This is a genomic window from Pseudanabaena minima str. Chao 2107 (genome assembly GCF_051131155.1).
Classification (GTDB): domain Bacteria; phylum Cyanobacteriota; class Cyanobacteriia; order Pseudanabaenales; family Pseudanabaenaceae; genus Pseudanabaena; species Pseudanabaena minima.
Genome location: NZ_CP159508.1, coordinates 5,240,915 through 5,263,392, shown reverse-complemented (window position 1 = coordinate 5,263,392; position 22,478 = coordinate 5,240,915). Strand labels below are relative to the sequence as shown.

Genomic DNA, 22,478 nt, shown 5'->3' with positions numbered 1-22,478 from the left:
ATCGAAAATTATGACTTCTCATTCTTTATTGCTTCGTTTATTCACTTATTGTTTGATTTTATCAGGTTTTACAATAGATTTTTTCTGGGTATTCACCAATCAATCTGCTTATAGTCAAAGTCAAAAGCCAGCTTGTGATATTGGCTCAACACCAAATCATCCTGGCAATTACAAACTACTTGGCAATATTTTTCTGAAGCAAAACCGCTTTCAAGAAGCTCTCAATTGTTTTGAAATTGCATTACAAGATGAACGCGGACTCAAAGATCCAGAACTATGGAACAATAATGGGTTGGCATTGGCTGGACTCAAAAAATACGATCAAGCGATCGCTTCCTACGACAGAGCATTACAAATTAGTCCAGGAGCAGTTTTTGTTGATCGCGTCGAGCCACGAGTACAAGCAGAAGACTACTATCTATGGTGGTTTAATCGCGGTACAGCATTAGTTGATCTCAAGCGCTATGAAGAGGCTCTCGCTTCTTTGGATCAATCCATAAAAATCAAACCTAGCTTTAGCTTTGTCTGGTTTTTTAAAGGACTAGCATTGTTCCGATTAGAACGCTATGAGGAAGCACGCGCTGCCTACCGTCGCGCTATTTTACTCTCGCCTAATACTCCTTACATCACATCGAAAGACCTAATTAGTCTTCAAGATTATGTAATTTACTATGGTGAAGCTGATGCCAAGTCAAGACTAGGTAGTTATAAAGATACGATTCAATCTTTTGAACGTGGTCAAAAAATTCGCCGAGAAAATCCTCAGATCAGGTTCTTTGACGACAATGACAGTGAAAATTTATATGAGGCTTTCATTGACGGCATTAGACTGCTTGAGCGAAGTGAAAACCAAAAAGCGTTAATCGCTTTTGAGAACTTGATCGCTCAGAACCCAAAATATACTAACGCTTGGTATGGAAAAGCCGATGCACTCACAGCTTTGGGGCGTTATCCAGAGGCAATATTAGCCTATGATCAGGTAATTGCCATTGAACCTGATGACTATACCTCTTGGTATAAAAAAGGTAATGTGCTGAAGAAAGTAAACCGTAGTGAAGAAGCTCTACAAGCGTATCAGAAGGCGATCGATTTGTCGGGGGGATTCTCAGAAGTCTGGCACAATCGCGGCGTGATTTTCTACAATCAAAATAAAGATGCGGAAGCTATTAGTGCCTATTCCCGTTCTCTAAAAGCCAATATATTATGGGGTGGCATTGCCAAAATTGATACTCAATATGCTTTAGCCGCAACCCTATACCGTGCTAAGCGTTATAGTGAATCTCTCTCTGCCGTTGAGAAAGTACTACAAGAACAACCTGAATATCAAGAAGCGTTGGAACTACGTAAGTTAATTAAAAAAATCATCGTTTGCGATCGCCCTGAAACACGATCGCAATGTAATGTAAAACGCAATTAGGCTGCATTTGTTGAGTTGAGGTAAAGTGATCGCCACAATTCATAGTAAATAACTGATGTTACGTGGAACTTAGATGGTAGACCTCTTGCTGCTAGCGAAGCAGGGCAAGCACGGGGGCATTGCCCCTACCTGAAAATTTAGAGGTTACTGTAGGGATTGTGCCCCCCGTGCCAGCCCTAGACCTTTGCTATAACAGGAATTCCTTGCACGTAACATCAGTAAATAAAGGAGGCGCAAAGCACCTCCTTTATTTATTTGTTTAAGCAAAACTTACATTGATAGGACTTATGCAGCAGCCTACACTTGAGTTCTTGGTTTACTCAATAAGTCCTAAGAATTATTAAGTAAAAGTACTTAGTTACGCTAATCTAGATGTAGATTTGTAAAGACACTAATCCAACATTAAGCCAAAACCCATTGCCTAATGACAACCTTAAACCTTCTGAGAACACCTAACCTCTTTTCTCATTACCATCAACCCTTAAAGGTCACAGCATTTGGGGATAGTTTGATCTATGGTTACGGTGATCCTGTTAATGGCGGTTGGGTCGAGCAACTACGGCGGCAATGGATGGCTACAGAATCTAGTCATGTTCTCTATAACCTAGGAGTAAGGGGCGATACGACAGCACAGGTCAATCAGCGCTTAGAGCAAGAATTTTTACTGCGGGGAGAACTTCGGAATAAATACCCTGATTTGATGATTCTATCTGTAGGGGTAAATGATTCTCCACGAGTAGGCAAGCGCTTGGGCAGAAATATGACGGATAGCGATCGCTTTACCTTAGAGATTGCCAATTTACTAGACAAAGCCCAGAGCCTCTGCCCAGTGATGTTTGTGGGGATGGTTCCTGTCGATGAGTCGAAAATGCCTTTTTTAGGCTGTATGCATTTCAATCATGAGGATCAGTTTCGCTACAAAGAAGTCACAAAATCAGCTTGTCAAGTGCGAGATATTCCCTATTTAGATGTATTCGATCTTTGGCAAGAGCGTGGACAAGATTGGGTTAATGAGCGTTTATGCGAGGATGGTTTGCATCCAAATACTGATGGTTATAGTGCGCTCTTTCAAGATATTCTTCACTGGCAATCACAAATTCAATTGGAACAACTTGTATCCATATTATGAGTCTATAATAAGGCTGCTTAACAAGTCGTTTTCTTTGTATTGCCAATAGTTACCACTTAGAGGGATTATTGGGATGTAGTTGGTCAACTTGCCATAAATTTGGGTTCGTCTGGATATACTGGCGAATCTTTTGTAATGATGTTTCATCACGAATGATATGGTCGTAATAATTGCGCTGCCATACGGGAATTCCTAATGTATGACGGATTTGGTTAACGCGACGAGCAGAGAATGTTTTAAATCCTCGAATAATTTCTGAGAGTCCCTGATTGCTCTTCTCTGTTGGAAAATTCTTTGTAGGGGCGGGTTTTGGAAATGAATTCTGGTTCTCAAGGACAAGATTATCTGCTAAACCCGCCCCTACAGAATTGCTGTGATCGCGAGAAATATCATTGTTATCTATCAAAGATAGAATGCCGTGGATGTGGTTGGGCATTATGACAAATTCATCTAACTCTAATCTGGGATGGTATTTAGGTAGGTTTTGCCAATGAGAATGCACGATTTTTCCATATTGATTTAGCTGCATTTCTCCATCGCTAATTGTTCCAAATAGGCATTCTCGTTGGAAGGTGCAAATGGTGATGAAATAACTGCCTACAGATTTGTAGTCGTATCCTTTGAGCCGAATAGAGCGACGATGGTGTTTTTCGCGATCGTATTTCATGGCATTATTGAGATTGTGTAGGGGCAGTTTTTGTAGAAATTGAGATTGCGTAGGGGCGGGTTTTGTAGATAGATTTTGCTGATAGAACAGAATTGTCACCTAAACCCACCCCTACATAACCTATAACACCCGCTATTGTATCAAGGCTTGAAAGCGTGGATCGTGGCGGATGTTGTCAAAATCTGAATCGGTCTTTGCTATGCCATGTCGATCGCTTGATTGTTAATCACAAAATAATTTTTTGAAATCTCTGACAGATAAAATGGTTGTATTTTCTAACATTTGAACATCCTCGAAGTCCTGATCGCCTGTTATCAAAAAATCTACATTGGCAGCGATCGCACAAGCGAGAAATTTGGCATCTTTGCGATCTCTAGAAAAGTCAACTTCGATATTGACTTCAATTAGCCTTGTAACGGTTTGGAGTAAATCAATCCATTCTTGCTGAACTTCTTCGATTAACTTAAGTTTTCGCCGTTGTAAAACTTCTATGTATTCAGTCATGATTTCTTGAGATACGATCCATTCAAATTCAGGGCGATCGACTATAAATTGAATGACTATCTCAGGTATGCCATCACGAATTGCCGCAGATACTAAGATATTCGTGTCAATAACTACTTTCATTGTCCATTTCTATATGCATTAATTTCTGATTCGATATCTGCGTCTGTAATTGTGCTGATTTCGGGTAGGGCTTGAGTCTTTTTAAATAAAGCTTTGAGCTTTTGGCTAATTGCAACTCGGTCATATTCGGGTAAGACGATAATTTCTACGCGCTGTCCTACTTGAAATGGTAAGTTTGAGAGGACAACTCGATCTGGATTTTCTATGGTGATATAGGTCTTGTAGGTTTCCATTGTTTCTGACTGAGTTAAATGAATGCGTTTGCTGATCTTATTGTATCAAGGCTTGAAAGCGTGAATCGTGACGGATGTTGTCAAAATCTGAGTCGGTCTTTGCTTGCTTGTTACTCTGGCGTGTATTCGATTACTAGGGCGATCGCGATCGTAATTTCCATCATTATCTCCTCAGAGATCCTCCCTAGCTGTCGTACAAACCTTGTAGTATCTAGACCTCTTAGTTGAAGTGTATCAATTGCTGAGACCTTACTTAATCCATTAATGCTATCTGGCTCAATCTTGATATGCCAGATATTTTCCTCGAAATATGGTTTCCAGTCAGTAATGGGAGCAATCAGTTTTATTGGTAATTTACCAATCGCATCTGAGCTAATCACAACTACTGGTCTGGTTTTGCGAATTTCTGCACCGACGGTTGGTTCAAGGTTGACCAGCCAGATTTCACCTCTATTTGGTTTAATTGTGGTACTCAAGGATATCTCCTACTCCTATTTCTTTCCACTCTGGATTTTGTTGATAATGCTCTACCATTTGATCAGCTTGCTGAGCGAGGATTTGGCGGCGTTGTTCTAAAGGCATTTTTAGTAAGGATCGGCGGGAAGTTTTTCTGGCTTCCAGTCTTCGGAAAATATCATGGGCGATTTCTTCTTGTTCTGTCTGTGGTAGTGCTGAAGCGGCGGTAAAGGCTTGTTCGAGTAGAGTAGTCATGGTGTTTTTCTCTTATTGTATCAAGGCTTAAAAGTGGAAAGAATTGCTAAATCAAAAGGTTCTCAAATGGTTTATTATTCCAGCGATAGACATTGAAATCGCGGCGATCAATGGTCAATATGCGTCCACTGTTTAACTGCTCTGCTAAAACGACTAAGGAGGCATCTGCCATATCCATTGGGAGATCTGCGTATTTTTCCATGAGAACGATCATGCGATCAATGTGTGTTGGTTCGAGGTCGAATATTTGAAAGGCTCCTAAGACAAAGCTTTTAAGGAAGTTGGATTGGGCGGTGTGGCTGACTGTTGCCGCTAGGAAGTAACAAGTTTCGGTAATGACAGGAAATGTCGTAATCATTGGTTCTTGGATTGTTTCAAAGGCTCTTTGAGCTGCTAAATGGGCAGAATCGCGGCGATTGAAAAGCGCAACAAAGGCTCCTGTATCAACTATGATCATGTTTTTTAAGAATGTAAGATTTGACTACGGATTTGTAGTTAGCTGAGAGATCGGGTTCTCCTTCAAAACATCCAACTAAGCCGAGTTCTGTAAATATTTGGAGGGGACTTTTTTGTGTGGGTGCTTTATTGACTTGTTGATGCTGTGGTCGGTAAATTTCTTGCAGGATTAGTTGCGCTAGTTCATCTTGTCTCTCTTGGGGAAGTTGAGTAGCGGCGGTAAAGGCTTGTTCGAGTAGGGTAGTCATGGTGGTTTTCTCCTATTGTATCAAGGCTTGAAAGCGTGGATCGTGGCTGATGTTTTCAAAATCTCTATTAAGTTATTCTTCTCGGAAAAATTTGCTTGAGGAATCTAAATATGAAAAAAGATATGATGTACAGGAACAACCATATAGGCGTGAAGATAATCGCCATAATAAGTACAGATATCGCTTGGAATCTGCCACTTTTCCCGAATTTGACTAGTTTTTTCATCCATTTTGGATATATAGAGATTTCTAGGATTGATGAGAAGTTCATACTTTGCATGACTTCTATCATTCTTTGTCCTGTTGAAAACATCTCTTTAATACGTCCTGTTTTAAAATAGATGTTAGATATATTGTTAAGAATTACAATCTCTTCAATCTTATCTTTCTGTAATTTGACAATTTGCAAAGCCTTGTTATATGAAAAGATAGCTTCTTCGTTTCTTCCCAATCTGTATAAAGCATTGCCTCTATTTAACCATGCTGTATGTAAATCAGAATTGAGGAGGAGAGTTTTATCATAGGAGACGATAGAATCCTCATCTCTTCCTAAATTACCCAAGGTGATACCTCGATTGTGCCATGCCATATCGAAGTCAGGATTTATGGAAATAGCTTTATCAAAAGAATAGATTGCTTCTTCGTTTCTGCTTAAATTAGATAAAGCAACACCTCGTTTATTCCATATAATTTGGTCATCAGGATTTATAGTCAGAGACTTATCAAGAGAGGTAATCGCTTCTTCGTACCTACCTAAATCAAATAGCACAGCACCTCGATTGTTCCATGTAATTTCGTCTTCAGGATTAAATTGTAGAGCCTTTTCATAGGAGATAATTGCTTCTTCATATCTACCCAAATCAAATAGTGCGACACCCCGATTATTCCATGCTTCGGGGAAGTCGGGTTTAATTTTCAGGGCTTTGTCATAGGATGTGATTGATTCTTCATTTCTCCCTAACATTTTTAGCAAAACACCTTTAATAAACCATACAGTATGTTGTTCAGGTTTAATTTCTAAAACTTTGTTATAGCAGGAGATCGCTTCTTCATATTGGTTGTTTGAGACAAAAATATTGCCTTGTTCATTTAGGAGCAACACTTGTTGATTTTGACCTTGATTTGGCTCTAAAAGTAATTCGTTAATTTCAAGAATGCGTTCTTTGCGTTGCTGTGGTGTCCATTCTAAATATTTTTGATAATCTCCGTCTAAAAGAATGCGCTGTAATTCTTGTTTAACTGACTCTTGACTTGAGGGAAAATCAATCTTGCCAGATGCCCAATCATAGAAATCTGGGGCGCGGCGGATGATGTATTTGACTGCAAATTTGGGTAATAGGAAGATAAAACAGAGATGACGGAAACGATCTCTAAAGTTTTCGCGTTGCCAGTTGAGATGGCTGAGAATTGGCGGAATCGTATCGAGATTGTAATAATCTCCCTCTCCACCATAGCCAGTTTTAATGTAATCAACGAGAGACTTTTCTAATCCAACGATAAATAAAATATTTAGTTGTGCTTGATTTGGAAAATCCTTTACTCGATCAATTAAATTATCAATTGGCTGATCTAGTGCTAAAACTCCAACTTGTTTTTGAGGCAAATCATCCTGTACTTTCTGGATCAGTTCCAAACCACCTACAGGAGAACATCGCACAAAGACTAACCCAAAACCCTTACGACGATGCAAAGAGCGCAACAGTGATTTGTACTCATCTTCAGGAGTATTTTCAACACTTTCATCAACTCGTTGGACTACACCTGACATAAACTTTAGCCCCTAAATTTATCAAGTTCCTTAACCAGTGGATGCACAGCATACCAACGCTTGAGCTTGTCATCTTGATCGCGATATCGATATTCCAACACACAACGGTTTTCTAACAAACGCGGATATTCCTTGTCATTTTCAGCATTAGGAATCTGATTAGTTGCATTAACCTCACTTAAAAGCTTCCATTGATGATCGAAAATCGCATAGAGATAATCTTCCTTCGCATCCTCGATCGCTCGGTTTACCGCTTTTCTAGAAATTGGTAGATCATCAGTATGATCCAAAGCTTTTTGAATCATCTTGATAAATAGCCGAATATGTCCACCACTCATCAAACACAAACGTTCAAGCACTTCCTGCGATTCAAAAACTTGTGTTTCCACTGCCTTTGACAAATTTAAGCCGATATCCTGACCATTAATTGTAATGGGCGCAATCCGTTTAGCAATGATTTCCCGAAACTTATTAAGCCCTTCTTCACTTTTCTCACCCTTTTCATTCTGAAGCATAATCATTGGCAACACATCAGTCTCATTGAAATTGTTTTGTAACTGTGTGCAGCGTTCTGAATAAACCATTGAGATCGGGACAGTGTATATCACATGGCAATGTAAACCCCGCATCTGATCGTGACGCTTAATAAAAATCTCATCGTAATTGCTCAGTTCATTTGCTGATTTTTGGCTCTCGATAATGCGATCGAGGTTATCCACGATCAACACCAAATCTTTATAACCCTGTTTGACTAAAGATTTTTTGCCAGCATCAATAAAATCATTCAAGACTTGCAATAACGATGGAGCATTAGCGTTGATTTTATCTCGAATTTTTTTACGGTTATCAGGTTGAGCCTTAATCGTCGCCGTAATTTTAGTGATTTGCGAAACCTGTTGCTCTAAAGTCAATCCATCAAAGCTCAATTCAGTTAATAGCAGATCTGATAAACTTTCTGCTCTTGCCTTTAACCAATTTGAAATACCCTTTAACGGATTCGGATCTTCAAACTTAACCTTCTTAACCAGATGCTTCGTGCAAGCCATCAAAATGTCGGCATATTCTGTATCTGCAATATCAATATCTTCGTCATCAGCCCCAAAATTGACCACAAAATATTTCTGTTCGGTTAGATGTTTCTCAAGCCGCAAAAGCTCTGTAGATTTTCCCGCTCCAGTATGTCCAGTATAAAGCTGACAGGTTGTAGTTTTACTGCGAACAATCTTTCTGCCTAATTCGGTCAAGATACTCCAATCACCTCGCACAGTCCCACAATCGACATAAGCACCCTGCGGCGGTGGATCAAAGGGTTCAAAAGCATTGCTAATTTCGGTAAGCAGATCTTCAGACATAGGTTAGATTGCTAGATAAATTTAGGTATTGATCGCATTATAAACGACTCACAAACACAATCCATAACAGCAAAAAGAGCGCTTTGCGCTCTTTTTGCTGTTTATCAAAAGCTACAAGCTTGCTTTAGCCATACTGTTTCTGCATCAGAAAGCATCGGTGATAACTTCTCTACCACAGCAGCATAGTAACTTTCCAGCCATGCGACTTGTTGAGGATTGAGCTTGTGGCGATCGATTAACTTCTTGTCAAAGGGAATATAGGTCAAAGATTCAAACTCGTACCAAGGTATTGCATTGGGATCTGCCTCTTGAGAACTCTCTGACTCCTGTTTTTTAACTTCTTTCACAAAATAGAGATTCTCCAAGCGAATACCACCCCATTTTGGTTTGTAATACCCTGGTTCGATGCTGTTGATCGTGCCAAGATCGAGAGATTGATTGACACGCTTGCTGATGCCATTGGGTCCTTCATGGACATTGAGAAATACGCCCACACCATGCCCAGTGCCATGCCCAAAATCTAGCCCACTTTGCCACATTGAAGACCGCGCAATCCCATCAATTTGGCTGCCAGTTGTGCCTTTAGGGAATTTCTGCATCGCACAATTGATATGGGATTTGAGAACCTCAGTATAGCGATCGCGTTGTTCTTCTGTCGGCGTACCAATGCTAATTGATCGCGTATCATCGGTAGTACCACCATAAAACTGCGAACCAGAATCTAACAGTAGTAATTCGCCATTGAGCAACTTGCAAGCAGGATTAGGATTGCTGTAATGGACAATTGAGCCATTCGCGCCAGCACCTGCGATCGTCGGGAAACTGAGATCGTAGAAGCCCTCTTGTTGCTTATATAAACCTTCGATTTTATTGGCAACATCGCGTTCACTGATGCTATTGCCAGCATCAATCTGCTCTTCTATCCATTTGAGAGTGAGCGTCTTGGCTAGGCTAGCTTTGAGATTGGCTTGCTGCATTTGGGCGATCTCTACAGCATTTTTGTGCGCCTTGAAAGTCTCGACGGGATGTTCGGCATCAATGGTTTTCGCTTTGGCATCCTTGAGTTGTAGATAAGTCCCATAGGTAATTTGAGCGATCGCCACTAGCACATTTTTATGCTCAATCACTAGCGATCGCAAGGTGGGAATATACTGCTCATACTCAAGTATTTGTACTTGTCCAGCCAGAGCTTGGCGCACAGCTTCATCAATGCGTGATGTATTGGTGAAGAGATATGCCTCAGTTTTCGTGACGATCGCATAGCTGATGAAGACGGGATTGCACTCCACATCCCGACCGCGCAAATTATAGAGCCATGCAATCTGATCAAGCTTAGTCACAGGCAAAATCGCAGCTTTCTTTTTGCCCATCGCTTCACGAACACGCTCTAATTTCTTGGCTACACTCTCACCAGTAATCGATTCAGGGAGAGAAATTACAGGTTGATCGCCAAAGGGTGGTGTAGGTTCGATCTCAGACCAAGGACTTTGCGATCGCACGGCATCGACGAGGTTCTCAAGTACAGGGATAATCTCTACGCCACTAGCGCTTAATTGTGCATAAAAGCGCCGATATTGAGCGACAGTGATCGTGAAGGGATCGATACCTAATCGTAAGGTTTGTAGCTGTGCTGAGGCTTTTTGCCCAAGTTCTTCGAGAACTTCTTCCACAGTTTGATGATCTTCTAATCCAACTTTGCAGACTTTTTGCAGATTTGCATCCACTTGCATATCCGCTTGCTCGTAATAGCGCGAATCCACAAATACCCATGCTTTGTCAGTGCTAATTAAAAAATCACCTGCGGAGCCAGTAAATCCACTAATCCATTGACGGCGTTGCTTGGCTTCAGGCAAGTACTCATTAAGATGCTCATCGGCAGAAGGGACAAAATAAGCATCTAGTTTATGTTTAGCAAGTTGCGATCGCAGTGCTGCGAATTTCTGAGCAGTTCCGTTTAAGTCAAGGGATGGATTAGATGATTCTGTGGGCAAAGTCTGCAATAAAACCATGAAATTATGTTTGTTGCTGTTATGAAGAAAAATTTGGTCTGTAAAAATTTTAACCTATAGCCAAAAAGTAAAGGCGGCGCTTAGCGCCGCCTTTATTACTAATCCACATACGAACCACGATATTTGATTCTCTCCTTAGGCTTGGCTGACTTTTGGGAGTCTCTAGATGCTGGGAAGGAATCTGGTAAATCTTGGGAAGAACTATCGGCACTATTCCCAATACTTACGCCTCGATATTTGATGACAGGCTGAGATTGACTAATATTTGTTTGGTCACTGTTGCTCTGTAATTCTTCTGGTTTATAGCGATTTCCTCGATACTGCATGACTTCAGCTTCTTCAATAATTTCATTAAATTCATCTTGATTGAGTGGTGAAGTAGCAGATGCCGAAGATTGATCAGTGGTTCGGGATTTTGGTGGGGTATAGAGCTTACCCAAAACTTTGAAACAAAAGTAGGGGAGAGCCACAGCGATCGCCAGAATCACCAGCAAAGAACCCATCTCCGCTAGAAGGTTAGAAACAACATCCACATGTTTTGTCGATGACCATATTGAGAGCATCGATAAGACTGCGGCTGCCGAAGCGACTTGCAAAGTGCGATAAACAACAGACTTTTTCATGGACTACTAGCCACAATTACCTTAAATAAATTTCACGTAATTGCATCGTAATCATGTATGTCTAACAGATACGCTTACAAATACAATTAGCGACATATGTTACTAACATAACGTTTATTGATGATCTTGATCGCTATTTTCGCTACGATTTTAAATGCTGGAGCTAGTCAAGTCAGTACATGTAGCAATCGCCATTCTTTACAACCCCAATAGTACGAAGCGCTGCCTCATAACTATTGGGTAAAAACCAAGAGCGAGTTTCGGCGCAACTTTCTCTTGTTTTTTGAGCTTGGGATAGCTTTAAAAGTCTAATTGGGAAATAAAAAACGCGCAGTAAAATATAGCCCCATTTTTTGCGGCTTGGCAAAACTGCACCAAAAAAAATGGGTTCATGATTAAATCGTAGAACCATAAGCAACTTTAAAATTGGCAAATACAATGCAGGAATGGATTACTAATACGATGAATTCCCTAGGCTATCTGGGGATTGGCTTACTAATGTTTTTAGAAAATCTGTTTCCCCCGATTCCTTCAGAGTTGATTATGCCCTTAGCAGGCTATACCGCAACTTTTCCCAATACCCAAATTCAGGTCATTCCTGCGATCGCCGCAGGAGTCATTGGGACAATTTTGGGAGCGATCCCTTGGTACTATGCGGGGCTAATATTAGGGCAACAGCGCTTGCAATTGTTGGCAGGTCGATATGGTAAATGGATCGGTATTTCTGGAGAAGATATTGAAAAATCAGCGAATTGGTTTCAAAAGCATGGGACAAAGGCAGTTTTATTCGGTCGTCTAGTTCCTGGTATTCGCACATTGATTTCTATCCCCGCAGGTATTAGCAAAATGCCTGTGGTTCCTTTTTTCCTCTATTCCACAATCGGGACAATTGGCTGGGTGACTTTGCTAACCTATGCAGGTTATTTCCTAGGTAAAAATTACAAGTTAGTCGAAGATTACATTGATGTCATTACCAAAGTCGTAGTTTTTGGTGTTTTGTTGGCGATCGCCTCCTTTATTGGCTATCGTCTCTGGCAGCGATCGCGCAAATAAAAACACGCGCAAAGCTCGTCCCGTCAGTTTATCGCAGTTTTAGTAACTGATGTTACGTGGAAATCAGATGATGAATCTCTTGCTGCTAGCCTGATAGGGCAACCACAGGGGGATTGCCCCTACCCTAATTATTTAGATTTTGTAGGGGCTGTGCCTCCGTGCCAGCCCTAGATTTAGATGATTGTAGGAATTCCATCCACGTAACATCAGTCAGCAATGCAAAAACCGAAAGAGTAATGGCGGCGCTTCGCGCCGCCATTACTCTTTCGGTTTTTGTGAGCGCAAAGTACTGTCAAGCAACTGCGATCGCCTATATAATCAAAGTAGCTATAGCAGGTTTTAGGAAATGCTCTAAACCTGAGCGCATTTCCTAAAGTCAAGGCAAGAGCCAAACTAACCGCTACAAGCCCCATGAGTTACTCCCATTCGGAATCAAATACTCTGAGCCGCCGCTACGAATTGCCCACCTGTTTACTGGAGGTATGGACAGAGCGATCGCCTCTATCAGATTGGCAATCTCAAATCGTTGCCCAAAATTTGCATTTTCGTCTGCAATTAGCACATAGCAAAAAAGTTATTAAAGGCAACCAGCAGCAAATCACCAATTTGATCGAAGTTGTGACCGCTTATTGCGATCACTGGTTAGCTCAAGATGATTTTGAAACTCTCGATCATGCGATTGCTGTTCCCAAACTGCCAAAGTTACAACTATCGACCTTACAACTATTTGATCTGTACGAAAGTCTAGAGCAGTGCAGCAATGAGTTTGTGATTTTGCCCAACTTAGTACTAGAAGTTCGTCGTCTCCATCCTAACTGGCTCAAAATTGTTGCTGGGGCGATCGCGATCGTTGGGGTTAGTATTGGCACAATCCGTCTCATTTCATCACCCTTTGGCGAACAACCCAGCTATCAAATTGCCTCTACTCCTGCTGCTTCTGATCCTGAGAAAGCATCTACAATTCCATACGCACCTCCTGCCGCTGTTTCTAAAGATCAAGAGACAAGTCGTGCAAAGGTTGATTCTGCACCAAAATCAGTAACCCCCATCAATTCCAAACCGAATCTATCTGTTTCAGCAGCAAGACCTAATAATGCGGATTCTGCTAGCCCTTCTTCATCCCCACCCAATATTGATCGCAATTACAACAATCTCGAAAAGCCTGAAAAAGTTGCGATCATCCCTGAGTCTAGTATTGACAATTCGAGTAATAATCGCCAGAGTGCGATGGGTAACCTTCCTGCTGTTACTACTGCAAAGCCAGCCATACCAGCAACTCAACCAAGACGTTTAGAGCCAAAAGATAATTTATCCACCACCACTACGGTGACAGGAGAAGCAGTTCCAGCTCCATCTCCTTCAGAGCCATCTACCAAGTTGTCTATTCCCTTAGAAAATTCCAATGTAATTAATAACAACAATAGCGCAACAAGTAGTATCAAAGTTTTGCAGATTCAATCAGAATTACCCAGTGATTTAACTGCATCTTTAGTCCGTTACATCCAAGCTCAGCAAATTAACATATCCGTGATGGGAACGATTGTCTTTGATCTAGAGATTGTTAATGATCGCGTTATTAACATAGCAACCGATAACAAAGATTCAGCCTTAAAAGCTCCCAAAGCGATCGCTGAGTTAGAAAAGCTCATTTTAGAATGGCGATCGCCTAATCCGATCAAAGGCAAGATGCGGATGGTATTGCAGTTAACTCCATAAAAAAGGGACGCTTTACGTCCCTTTTTTATGGAGTTAACAATTAAGTTACACCAAAACACAAAATGGCTACACCATTTTGTGTTTTTAAAACCCTTGCTGGGTTTAGTTTTCAATTCACGAAAGTGTGGCAACACTTTCGTGAATTGGTATTACGGGTTAAGTTGAAATACAAAGCTAACTTTATCCCCTTTACCTAGAGAAATGCGATCGCCAGCCCTCAGCTTATGACGATTGCCCGCAGGTAAAGGCAAATTATTGATATAAGTGCCGTTAGAGCTACCCGTATCCTCAAAATAGAAAGAACCGCCCTCAGCCCGAATATCCGCATGGATGCGCGAAACAATATCTGAATCTGGGAAACCTGAGACATCAATATCAGGAGGAATTACCGTATTAGGCTTGCCAATATGTACAACTGGTAAATGGGCAGGAATTTCAATAGTGAGATTAGTTTGCACATGCAGCAAAGATGCAGCAAATTGCTGTAATTGGGTCTTGACACTTATGGGTGAACTTATGGGCGCACTTGCAGAAGCACTAATCGGTTCATTCACAGGAGCCGTAACTGGTAGATTCTGCTCCTCTGCTGCAAGCAAATTTTCGATATCAGTAAATTTGGGAAGAGTTGGAACCTCACCGAAAGAGTTTGTGGCAGAATCACCTTCGGTCGTCGCATCAGGTAAAGAATTTGACATGGCGCTAGAAATAGGTATTACAGGGAAAACTTCAGTCGATGGGACGGGTGGTGCGATCGCATTTTCAGTATGAATATCTGGGAGCGCATTAACAGCAGTTGCCCCACTTAGATTAAACCCACAATGTCCACAAAATTTAGCATCTGACAACACAGATGCTCCGCAACTAGGGCATTGAATATTTTTGACAATCGGTAACGGTGTAAAACAGGCTTCGCAGTTTACAGCTCCGTCAGGGTTGGCATGAGCGCAACTAGGACAAATAATCATAAGGGCAACTTAGATGGACGGTTTATATATTCACGATGAACTTCGCGATCAACAGTGTTGGGTGACACTTACCTATCTGAAGTTTAAGAATTGGGAGGCGGTTGCAGTACAGTTTTGGAAGCGATACGTGTTTTTTTGCGGTCAGATTCGCTCAGAGCCGTGCCTGTTTGCAAACGAGTTGCGTTGTTTTGCAAGATTGTCGAAGCATTGTGATCGCCCATTTGCAAAGCGGTTTTAGCAGCAGATTGTAACATTGTCGCCGCCCCTGCGCGATCGCCCTGTTGCAATTTTTGTTCGGCAAGTTGAGTTTGACGATATTTTGCTAAAGCTAACAGATGGTTTTGTACCTGCGGATCGACCTGTGGCGTATAGTCTTGGACTAAAGTTGCGGCGATCGCTACAGGTGATGACAGCGCATTAATTTGTGCTTGCGAGGGAATGTCGTAACGGACTTGAGCTGTCAAAATGGGAATTTCTGAGCGATCGGGGTATTCGGCAGTATAACTAGTTGGACTGATATAGAGATTAAATAGCACTACTCGTTCCACATCTGTCATCAGATCACCAAGTCTGACAATAATCGCATCTCCCTCGGTTTGATAGGCTAATTCGATTGTGTCAGGGGCAACTTGAGCGATCGGCTTTAATTCCGCCAGTCTGGCATGAGGCGAAAGCTGCAAAATCAAATGAGCATTAGTTAGCCCGATTGCTTGAACACGTTTTAATAATTTCTGAAACTCTTCCCCAGCCGCAGCAGGCGATGGGATATATGCCATCGCACCACCACCAGCATCGGCAATCCGTTCCAGTACATCCTGATTCCAGCTATCACCAAAACCGAGGCTATGCAAGGTCATGTTGTATTCCGTAGCTAAGCGCGAAAATTGGAAACAACGCTCATTATCACCATGCTCATTTTCACCATCTGTCAGCACAAAGATTTGGCTAACAGTGCCATCTTTGCCCTTACTCGTTTCCTGCAAGCCCAGCTTGATACCATCGTCGATACAAGTGCCACCTGATGCTTTGAGTGATTGAATCTTGGCTTTGATGGATTCAATACGATCAACGGGTTGATTTTCGACTACCACATGAGCTTTGTGATCAAAACCAATTACACTAATCCGATCTTGCGGATACATGCGATCTACGAGATCGCGAGCAGCACGTTTGACCGTGTCAAGGGGTTGTCCTCCCATTGAGCCACTGTGATCTAAGACAAGGCACAAGTTAAGCGGTGCATTATTGCCATCGACAGCAGCGCCAGCAGAAACTGCGATCGCTAACTGACGTTGACTACTACCTTGACTACTATCAAGAACGCGATCACTTAACTTACAGGTCAAATTTACGCTCATTTAAGTTTCTATTCCTAGAATTTCACAAGATTTTTCTAAGATTTCATCAGGGTCAAAGGGCTTCGTCATATAAATATCTGCCCCAACATCTTTGCCTCGACTGCGGTCAAATTCTTGCCCCTTAGCGGTCAGCATGATGATATAGACATCACTTAGTCCTAGTTCGCCCTTGACCTTTTGACAGACATCGTAGCCATTCATTTTTGGCATCATTACGTCTAAGAATACTAAGTTTGGCTTTTCCCTCTGAATCGTCTCCAGTGCTTCTAAACCATTAGTTGCAATTAATAGTTCTACGCCCTGATCTTCTAGCTCTTCTAAGGTCTGCTCTAAAAGCAAACGGATATGCGGCTCATCGTCAACAATTAATAGCTTTTTGCTCATCTTTAAGCCTTTACGATGTATCTCATGACTAATGTATCACTTACAGCGCTTTGAGTTCAAAAATAATCTAGGAAAGCGACGCATTGCGCCACTTTTTCAATATTTTAGTACTTTACTTTTACAGTAATATAAACCCAAAAGAGAATGGCGGCGCTTCGCGCCGCCATTCTCTTTTGGGTTTATATTCGGCTTTTTTTAGTCTTCGTAAATCACCTCGAAAATTTCCACAAGATTCTTTTTTCCCTTTACAGGCAAAGTTCCAAACTCTCTAAACTCAAAATTTGCTTGGGTTGCTTCATAGACACTGCGCGTCACCAAAATCTGTCCCCCCTTTGCCAGCCCCTGTAACCGCGAAGCAATATTCATCTCATCACCGATCGCTGTGTAGTCCATATGCTGTGGCGAACCAATATTTCCCACGATCACTTCTCCAGAACTAATCCCAATCCCTGTAATAAAGTTCTTACGAATCCAATCAATCGGCAAGTTTTTGATGCGCTTTTGCATGTTGATGGCGGCAGCGATCGCCCAATATTCGCGATCGGCGATCGATGAAGGTGCGCCAAACATCGCCACAATCATATCACCCACAAACTTATTGACAGTTCCCTGATGATTAAAAACCACATCGACCATCTGTGTAAAATATTCATTTAGATAAGACACAAGTTGCTCAGGTTCTAGTTCTTCACACTTAGTCGTAAAATTGCGAATGTCGGAAAATAACATAGCTATTTTACGTTTACTCGTAGTTAATGACACCTCCTCTTTCTCATTGATAACCGCCTCAGCTACTTGAGGTGATAGATATCTCTCTAAATTACTTTTGATTCTCTGTTCTCGCAATTTACTCTCATGGAGAATTGCATTTTCAATAGCTCCAGAAGCTTGGGTGACAATTGCTGTAAATAGCTTAAGGTCTTGAGATGTATAGCTTATAGGTTCAGAGTTACTAATATTAACTACACCTATCGTTCTATCTTTAGTAAGAATCGGCGCACAAATAATCGCATAGCATTCATTCTCATTGACAATATATCGTGGATCTCGCATCGCATCATTAACTAGCTCAGATTTCCCTGTCGTGAATACATAACCTGCAATTCCCACATTAGCAGGAACATTTAAACTACTAATATGTTCGGCTGTACCTTTAGCCGATACAACTTCTAGGGAATTAGTTTGATGATTATGGAGCATTACTGATGCGCTAGTACATGTGATTAACCGACTAGCTTCTTCGATTACAAGCGTGCCAATCTCCTTCACATCTAAACAGTTCGACATTTTGCTAGCGATCGTATAGAGAAGGTTAATCTCTCGGTATTTATCCAAAGCATCAGCCGCCAGCATTTTCTGTTCAAATTCACGCTTAGCTAAATAATTCAAAAAATTAGCAACTTGCTCAACTTGTTCCTTCCCTACTACCCATCCTAATATTTCATTACTGAGTACTACAGGGATCTTTTGTAAGTCTGCATTTACAAGTGGATCTTTAATGCTGTCTGAACTACTTGTACTAATAATATCTGCCTTATCCATATCCACGCCTAAATCTGCAACCAAGACTTGACCACCTTGATCTTGAATTACAATAGGATCTGTTAGTTTCGTAACTAATCCTTTCAGCAAGGATAATATTTCTCTCTTGAGCAATATCTTTTTGAGACTAATAGATTGCATAGATTTAAGGGCTACATAGATAGTGATATTTAGAATGGGCGGTGCAATGCACCGCCCATTCTAAATATCATAACGACTAATAGAGTAGAATCAAACGCCATAATGCTGAGTAACAGCAATTCTCATTATCAAACTTGTTATTTTGAAATCTACCATAGGCTCACTTACAAAATAACGAGTTTTGGCGTTTCCAGCGCCGCAGTTAGCCCGATCGATTAAGTTAAATAGCTGAATTTCTATCGGGAAGTTTTTTATTGAGCTTACCTTTGCTAGACTGAACTCACAGCACATATCGTTCAAACCCAAACCAAGAAATTTTTTGAAAGTGTTGCGAAGCAACACTTTCAAAAAATTTCTTATGGTTCATCTGAGAGCTAATTGCTGTAATTCTTGAGACATAACTAAATAAGGAATCGGGTAAGTTTAATATGCCTTACTCAGCAGAAATAAGTCGTCGTCAACCTAGTTGTTTTCTTTTCCTCATCGATCAATCTGGATCGATGGCGGATGCATTTTCTAACGATAGTGCTAGTAGAGGGACGGCTAAAGGAGCCAATGAAAGTTTACACAAAACTAATGAATCAATCCAGAAAGCCCAAGCTGTGGCGGATGCAGTAAATCGTTTGCTGGATTCGCTCGGACAACGATGCGTCAAGGGCAACGAGATTTATGATTATTTTGACGTTGGTGTGATTGGTTATAACAGCGAAGTGGCATCAGCATTAAATGGGCTTGCTGGTGAGAAAGTGATCGCGCCAATCGGCAAGATTTATGAAAATCCCACTGAATTGGAAAAACGCGCCCAAAAACTACCTGATGGTATGGGTGGGTTAGTTGAAGTTTACAATGACTTTCCCATTTGGTTTAAGCCGATTGCTAGTGGTGGGACAGCCATGTGTAGCGTGTTTGCACTGGCGCGAATTTTGTTAGAGGAATGGATTGAAAAACATCCCAATAGCTATCCACCCACGATTATTAATATTACCGATGGAGAGTCCACCGATGGCGATCCTACAGAAGAAGCGCTTAATCTCAAAAAACTGAGTACTTCTGACGGTTCAGTTCTGCTTTATAACATTCATCTTTCCGCAGAATATACGCAGCCTGTGTCTTTCCCCAATACAGCCGAAGTATTAAGTGATCCTTATGCTCGCTTAATGTTTGAGCTATCTAGCCCCCTGCCCTACGCAGCTCAAAAAGCTGCGGAAAAGGAAGGCTACAAAGTTGCACCTGACGCTAGAGCTTTTATGTTTAATGCCGATCCAGTAAAGCTAATTCAGTTTCTGGATATTGGTACACGTACCGAAAACCTACGCTGAATTAAAAACCAAACCCAAAAGGATTTTTGAAAGCGGCGCGAAGCGCCGCTTTCAAAAATCCTTTTGGGTTTTAATTTAGCGCAAAGCTCTGTAGTTTGATTAATTGTTGGCTACTAGTATGGTGGCAGTGATTGGGACAATACCAACTTCATCGCTATTAAGGGCGATCGCGGCGGCATGGGACAAATCAAGATTGCGATCGCCTACGTAGGGACCACGATCATTGATTCTTACCACTACGGACTTACCATTTTGCTGATTAGTAACTTTGAGATATGTGTCAAAGGGCAAACTAGGGTGCGCGGCTGTAAAATCTTGCTGCTCAAACTGTTCACCAGAAGCGGTCTGCCGACCTTGAAAGTAAGGTCCATACCAAGACGCAATGCCATTAATTTGCTCACCAGTAGTAGCTAGCTGATACATTTGCTTCTGGGCTTCTACTAAAGTTAACGGTTCTGCACCTGCACTAACCCGTAAGTTATTAATCCATTGAGTCAATTGTAGCGAAGGGTTAACAACCTCTGATTTGGGGATTTTAAATAAGATTGCATTTTTGTATTTACCAATATATTCATCATTTGTGACCAGTGGCTCTAAATGATGGGGATCAAAGTCTGGTGCATTCATCGTAATCGCAAGTTGAGCCGCCGCTATCACAGCATTAGGTAAATCTTTGACCCAAAATACTGGCTGATTATTTACCGTGATCATCCATTCATTGGCAGGCTTTGACCGAAATTCGATCACATATTTTGGTTGAATAGCTACTAATAAATTATTGCTAACAAAAGGCTTGTCTTGAAAATTTATCAGATAGTTGGAACTAGTTGATTGGTTATAGTTTTCATTTACAATTGTTGGCGAAGACGCACCAGAAATAAGCGAAACCAAGGGAATCGCCCAAAGAGCAGATGATATTGACATATGTTTTAAGGGTTAAGCAACAAAGATGTTTTTAGGAAGTGGTTAAAAATAAGGGTTGTAAAATGTGTTTGGTTAGCAGGGATAAAACAATAAGTTAATCATTAAAATAAATAAAGTTAAAATTTAAGAGATTTAAATATATAAGATTTGAAATTAATTAAAGATATCAGCCGTTTTTTAAACTACGATATTAGCAGGGATCATAAATCATCCTTACGAAAGAGATAAAATCATTAGGCTCCAATTTGACAGAAAAATTCAGTTAAAACTTTGCTGTCTATCGCTCTCTATGCGATATCTACCCCATTATTGTTAAGATCTGTGATCGCGACTTACGAGAACTCTAAAATTCTGAGAAATCTAGAGTTCATCAATTTATCAATTTTTTTTAAGCGTTGCGCCGTGATCCAAAAAATTGGGTTCTTATTTGATTGCGTATTCCTTGGCAATGTTTGTATTTAATTCGGTGAAGTTTGACAACATAATAATTACTTCATTGAATTTGTGATAAAGCCTTCTAGGCTATAAATCTCAAGTCAAGCAATTTTGCTGATGTTTGCTGATTTTTTTATCGCTAGTGTATTGAAATGTCTCGGATAATTCCTCTATAGCGTGGATTGCTAACTAAAACTTGGCAATGCCCGCTATTTTTATTTTTTACGCCATAAAACAACGTGAGTTCGATATAGCCATTTGCGGCGTGCTTTGCATGCCGCAAATGGCTATAAGTAGCTAGGCATAATTAATTACAAACTAAAACCTGTGAAGTTGCGCCCCTTCGGGGCGCAACTTCACAGGTTTTGGTAATTTATTTTGCATAAGCACTTATCGAACTAACAAAGCAAATTTTGTGGCACAGCTTTGCTGTGCCACAAAATTTGCTTTGTTTTACAGATTAAGAATATACAGAGCCGTTGGGCATGGTTGCGCCTGTAAAATTGACATTTGTGAGTTTGACCATTAGCTTTTCTCCAAAGCCAACTTTTGCACCGCTTAAATCTGCCCCGCGCAAGTCTGAGCCACTTAAATCTGCACCAATTAAATTAGCCCCGCGTAAATCTGCGTTTTGTAAATTGGCTTGAAATAGATTGGCTCGAAATAAATTCGCTCCCTGTAGGTTAGCTCCTTGAAAATTAACACGATGCAAGAAAGCGTCGCTCAAGTCTGCATTACTCAAATTGGCATAGCTAAGATTTCGCCCCTCAAGATACTTCTCACGAAGATTTGCACCTCTAAGATCCGCGCCAGTTAGATCTGGCTTTTGCTGCTTTGACGATGATTGAGTAGATTGTTGCGATGAACCGTATGGCTCGGAGGGATGATGGTTTTGTTTATTGGACTGCTGATGTGTTTGGGTAGATTGATAGGATTGATAAGCCTGAGATTGATAAGAAGAATAACGTTCTGAAGAGCGTTCTGATGTTTGTTGTTGAGCTTGAGATGTGCTTTGATGTGTGCTTTGGTACTTACTTTGATATCTGGTTTGATGTTGGTAATATTGCCGCGTTTGGCTTGAAGCTTGATAGGAAGTCTTTTGAGAATATTTAGCTTGTGAGGTGGTGGCTTTCTGCTCAACCGCTTTGCGTAAGCTATCCCTTGCGTGGTTAATCTCTTTCAGTTTTTCTTGGGCATGTAGCTGTTGTTGTACATTCTCTCTAGGAATGCGATCGGGATGCCATTGCAAAGCTAGAGCTTTATAAGCTTTATTGACATCATCTAAAGTCGCATTAGATGTCAAGCCGAGAAGTTTGTAGCATTGGTAGATTTCCATCATGCCTCCGCAAGGTTACTATCACTATACTGATTAGCTACTCTCAAATCTTAATACCAATAGAA

The 22,478-nt window shown here is 41.0% G+C and carries 23 protein-coding genes and 1 pseudogene; 5 read left to right on the top strand and 19 right to left on the bottom strand.

What is annotated here, in order from left to right:
- The first annotated feature begins 10 nt into the window (after nucleotides 1-10).
- Together ABM313_RS23690 and ABM313_RS23685 are read left to right on the top strand one after the other, a co-directional pair.
- Nucleotides 11-1,417: a tetratricopeptide repeat protein gene (locus ABM313_RS23690; protein WP_434685585.1), complete on the top strand. Its 1,407-nt coding sequence runs from the start codon at nucleotides 11-13 to the stop codon at nucleotides 1,415-1,417.
- Nucleotides 1,418-1,841: 424 nt separating this feature from the next.
- Nucleotides 1,842-2,546, top strand: coding sequence for a GDSL-type esterase/lipase family protein (locus tag ABM313_RS23685; protein ID WP_434685584.1), 705 nt, complete (start codon nucleotides 1,842-1,844; stop codon nucleotides 2,544-2,546).
- A gap of 49 nt (nucleotides 2,547-2,595) precedes the next feature.
- Here ABM313_RS23685 and ABM313_RS23680 read toward each other — a convergent pair whose 3' ends face one another.
- The 13 genes and pseudogenes from ABM313_RS23680 to ABM313_RS23620 all read right to left on the bottom strand — a co-directional run bounded on the left by ABM313_RS23680 (nucleotide 2,596) and on the right by ABM313_RS23620 (nucleotide 11,240).
- Complete coding sequence (locus tag ABM313_RS23680) at nucleotides 2,596-3,213, bottom strand: transposase (protein ID WP_434688586.1); 618 nt, start codon at nucleotides 3,211-3,213, stop codon at nucleotides 2,596-2,598.
- 132 nt (nucleotides 3,214-3,345) lie between these two features.
- Nucleotides 3,346-3,414 (bottom strand): TPR end-of-group domain-containing protein, encoded by a 69-nt coding sequence (locus tag ABM313_RS23675; RefSeq protein WP_434688585.1) that lies wholly within the window; start codon nucleotides 3,412-3,414, stop codon nucleotides 3,346-3,348.
- 21 nt (nucleotides 3,415-3,435) lie between these two features.
- Nucleotides 3,436-3,840 carry a putative toxin-antitoxin system toxin component, PIN family gene (locus tag ABM313_RS23670; protein ID WP_434685583.1) on the bottom strand — a complete coding sequence of 135 codons (405 nt, stop codon included), beginning with the start codon at nucleotides 3,838-3,840 and terminating at the stop codon, nucleotides 3,436-3,438.
- Nucleotides 3,837-4,073, bottom strand: a complete 237-nt coding sequence (locus ABM313_RS23665; RefSeq protein WP_434685582.1) for a hypothetical protein — start codon at nucleotides 4,071-4,073, stop codon at nucleotides 3,837-3,839. Before ABM313_RS23665 ends, ABM313_RS23670 begins: the two co-directional genes overlap by 4 nt.
- 37 nt (nucleotides 4,074-4,110) lie before the next feature.
- A pseudogene (locus ABM313_RS23660) lies at nucleotides 4,111-4,176 on the bottom strand (TPR end-of-group domain-containing protein); the annotation flags it as partial.
- Between the two features lie 7 nt (nucleotides 4,177-4,183).
- The gene (locus ABM313_RS23655; protein WP_434685581.1) at nucleotides 4,184-4,549 is read right to left on the bottom strand and encodes a type II toxin-antitoxin system PemK/MazF family toxin; all 366 of its coding nucleotides are present in this window, start codon (nucleotides 4,547-4,549) and stop codon (nucleotides 4,184-4,186) included.
- On the bottom strand, nucleotides 4,533-4,784 hold the full coding sequence (locus tag ABM313_RS23650) for a hypothetical protein (protein ID WP_434685580.1): 252 nt from the start codon (nucleotides 4,782-4,784) through the stop codon (nucleotides 4,533-4,535). Before ABM313_RS23650 ends, ABM313_RS23655 begins: the two co-directional genes overlap by 17 nt.
- A gap of 46 nt (nucleotides 4,785-4,830) precedes the next feature.
- Nucleotides 4,831-5,241 carry a type II toxin-antitoxin system VapC family toxin gene (locus ABM313_RS23645; protein WP_434685579.1) on the bottom strand — a complete coding sequence of 137 codons (411 nt, stop codon included), beginning with the start codon at nucleotides 5,239-5,241 and terminating at the stop codon, nucleotides 4,831-4,833.
- Nucleotides 5,228-5,488 carry a hypothetical protein gene (locus ABM313_RS23640; RefSeq protein ID WP_434685578.1) on the bottom strand — a complete coding sequence of 87 codons (261 nt, stop codon included), beginning with the start codon at nucleotides 5,486-5,488 and terminating at the stop codon, nucleotides 5,228-5,230. Before ABM313_RS23640 ends, ABM313_RS23645 begins: the two co-directional genes overlap by 14 nt.
- A gap of 67 nt (nucleotides 5,489-5,555) precedes the next feature.
- Nucleotides 5,556-7,256, bottom strand: a complete 1,701-nt coding sequence (locus tag ABM313_RS23635; protein WP_434685577.1) for a tetratricopeptide repeat protein — start codon at nucleotides 7,254-7,256, stop codon at nucleotides 5,556-5,558.
- A 5-nt stretch (nucleotides 7,257-7,261) separates the two neighbouring features.
- Nucleotides 7,262-8,608, bottom strand: coding sequence for an ATP-binding protein (locus ABM313_RS23630; protein WP_434685576.1), 1,347 nt, complete (start codon nucleotides 8,606-8,608; stop codon nucleotides 7,262-7,264).
- Between the two features lie 104 nt (nucleotides 8,609-8,712).
- Entirely contained in the window at nucleotides 8,713-10,617 is a 1,905-nt protein-coding gene (locus ABM313_RS23625; RefSeq protein ID WP_434685575.1) for an aminopeptidase P family N-terminal domain-containing protein, read from the bottom strand.
- Between the two features lie 98 nt (nucleotides 10,618-10,715).
- On the bottom strand, nucleotides 10,716-11,240 hold the full coding sequence (locus ABM313_RS23620; RefSeq protein ID WP_434685574.1) for a hypothetical protein: 525 nt from the start codon (nucleotides 11,238-11,240) through the stop codon (nucleotides 10,716-10,718).
- A gap of 438 nt (nucleotides 11,241-11,678) precedes the next feature.
- On the opposite strand from ABM313_RS23620, the gene ABM313_RS23615 reads away from it, so the two are divergent.
- Both ABM313_RS23615 and ABM313_RS23610 read left to right on the top strand, forming a co-directional pair.
- Nucleotides 11,679-12,293, top strand: a complete 615-nt coding sequence (locus ABM313_RS23615; RefSeq protein ID WP_434685572.1) for a DedA family protein — start codon at nucleotides 11,679-11,681, stop codon at nucleotides 12,291-12,293.
- 411 nt (nucleotides 12,294-12,704) lie between these two features.
- The gene (locus tag ABM313_RS23610) at nucleotides 12,705-14,009 is read left to right on the top strand and encodes an after-VIT domain-containing protein (RefSeq protein WP_434685571.1); all 1,305 of its coding nucleotides are present in this window, start codon (nucleotides 12,705-12,707) and stop codon (nucleotides 14,007-14,009) included.
- A gap of 149 nt (nucleotides 14,010-14,158) precedes the next feature.
- Here ABM313_RS23610 and ABM313_RS23605 read toward each other — a convergent pair whose 3' ends face one another.
- From ABM313_RS23605 to ABM313_RS23590, 4 genes are all read right to left on the bottom strand, one after another.
- Nucleotides 14,159-14,974, bottom strand: a complete 816-nt coding sequence (locus ABM313_RS23605) for an FHA domain-containing protein (protein ID WP_434685570.1) — start codon at nucleotides 14,972-14,974, stop codon at nucleotides 14,159-14,161.
- Nucleotides 14,975-15,057: 83 nt separating this feature from the next.
- Nucleotides 15,058-16,332, bottom strand: a complete 1,275-nt coding sequence (locus ABM313_RS23600) for a vWA domain-containing protein (protein WP_434685569.1) — start codon at nucleotides 16,330-16,332, stop codon at nucleotides 15,058-15,060.
- A complete protein-coding gene (locus ABM313_RS23595) occupies nucleotides 16,333-16,716 on the bottom strand; it encodes a response regulator transcription factor (protein WP_434685568.1) in 384 nt (127 codons plus the stop codon).
- A 195-nt stretch (nucleotides 16,717-16,911) separates the two neighbouring features.
- Nucleotides 16,912-18,399 carry an adenylate/guanylate cyclase domain-containing protein gene (locus tag ABM313_RS23590; protein ID WP_434685567.1) on the bottom strand — a complete coding sequence of 496 codons (1,488 nt, stop codon included), beginning with the start codon at nucleotides 18,397-18,399 and terminating at the stop codon, nucleotides 16,912-16,914.
- A gap of 428 nt (nucleotides 18,400-18,827) precedes the next feature.
- Here ABM313_RS23590 and ABM313_RS23585 point away from each other — a divergent pair, with 428 nt between their 5' ends.
- Entirely contained in the window at nucleotides 18,828-19,718 is an 891-nt protein-coding gene (locus tag ABM313_RS23585; protein ID WP_434685566.1) for a vWA domain-containing protein, read from the top strand.
- A 99-nt stretch (nucleotides 19,719-19,817) separates the two neighbouring features.
- Here ABM313_RS23585 and ABM313_RS23580 read toward each other — a convergent pair whose 3' ends face one another.
- Together ABM313_RS23580 and ABM313_RS23575 are read right to left on the bottom strand one after the other, a co-directional pair.
- Nucleotides 19,818-20,642 (bottom strand): septal ring lytic transglycosylase RlpA family protein, encoded by an 825-nt coding sequence (locus tag ABM313_RS23580; protein ID WP_434685564.1) that lies wholly within the window; start codon nucleotides 20,640-20,642, stop codon nucleotides 19,818-19,820.
- An 895-nt stretch (nucleotides 20,643-21,537) separates the two neighbouring features.
- On the bottom strand, nucleotides 21,538-22,416 hold the full coding sequence (locus tag ABM313_RS23575; protein ID WP_434685563.1) for a pentapeptide repeat-containing protein: 879 nt from the start codon (nucleotides 22,414-22,416) through the stop codon (nucleotides 21,538-21,540).
- Nucleotides 22,417-22,478 lie beyond the last annotated feature (62 nt).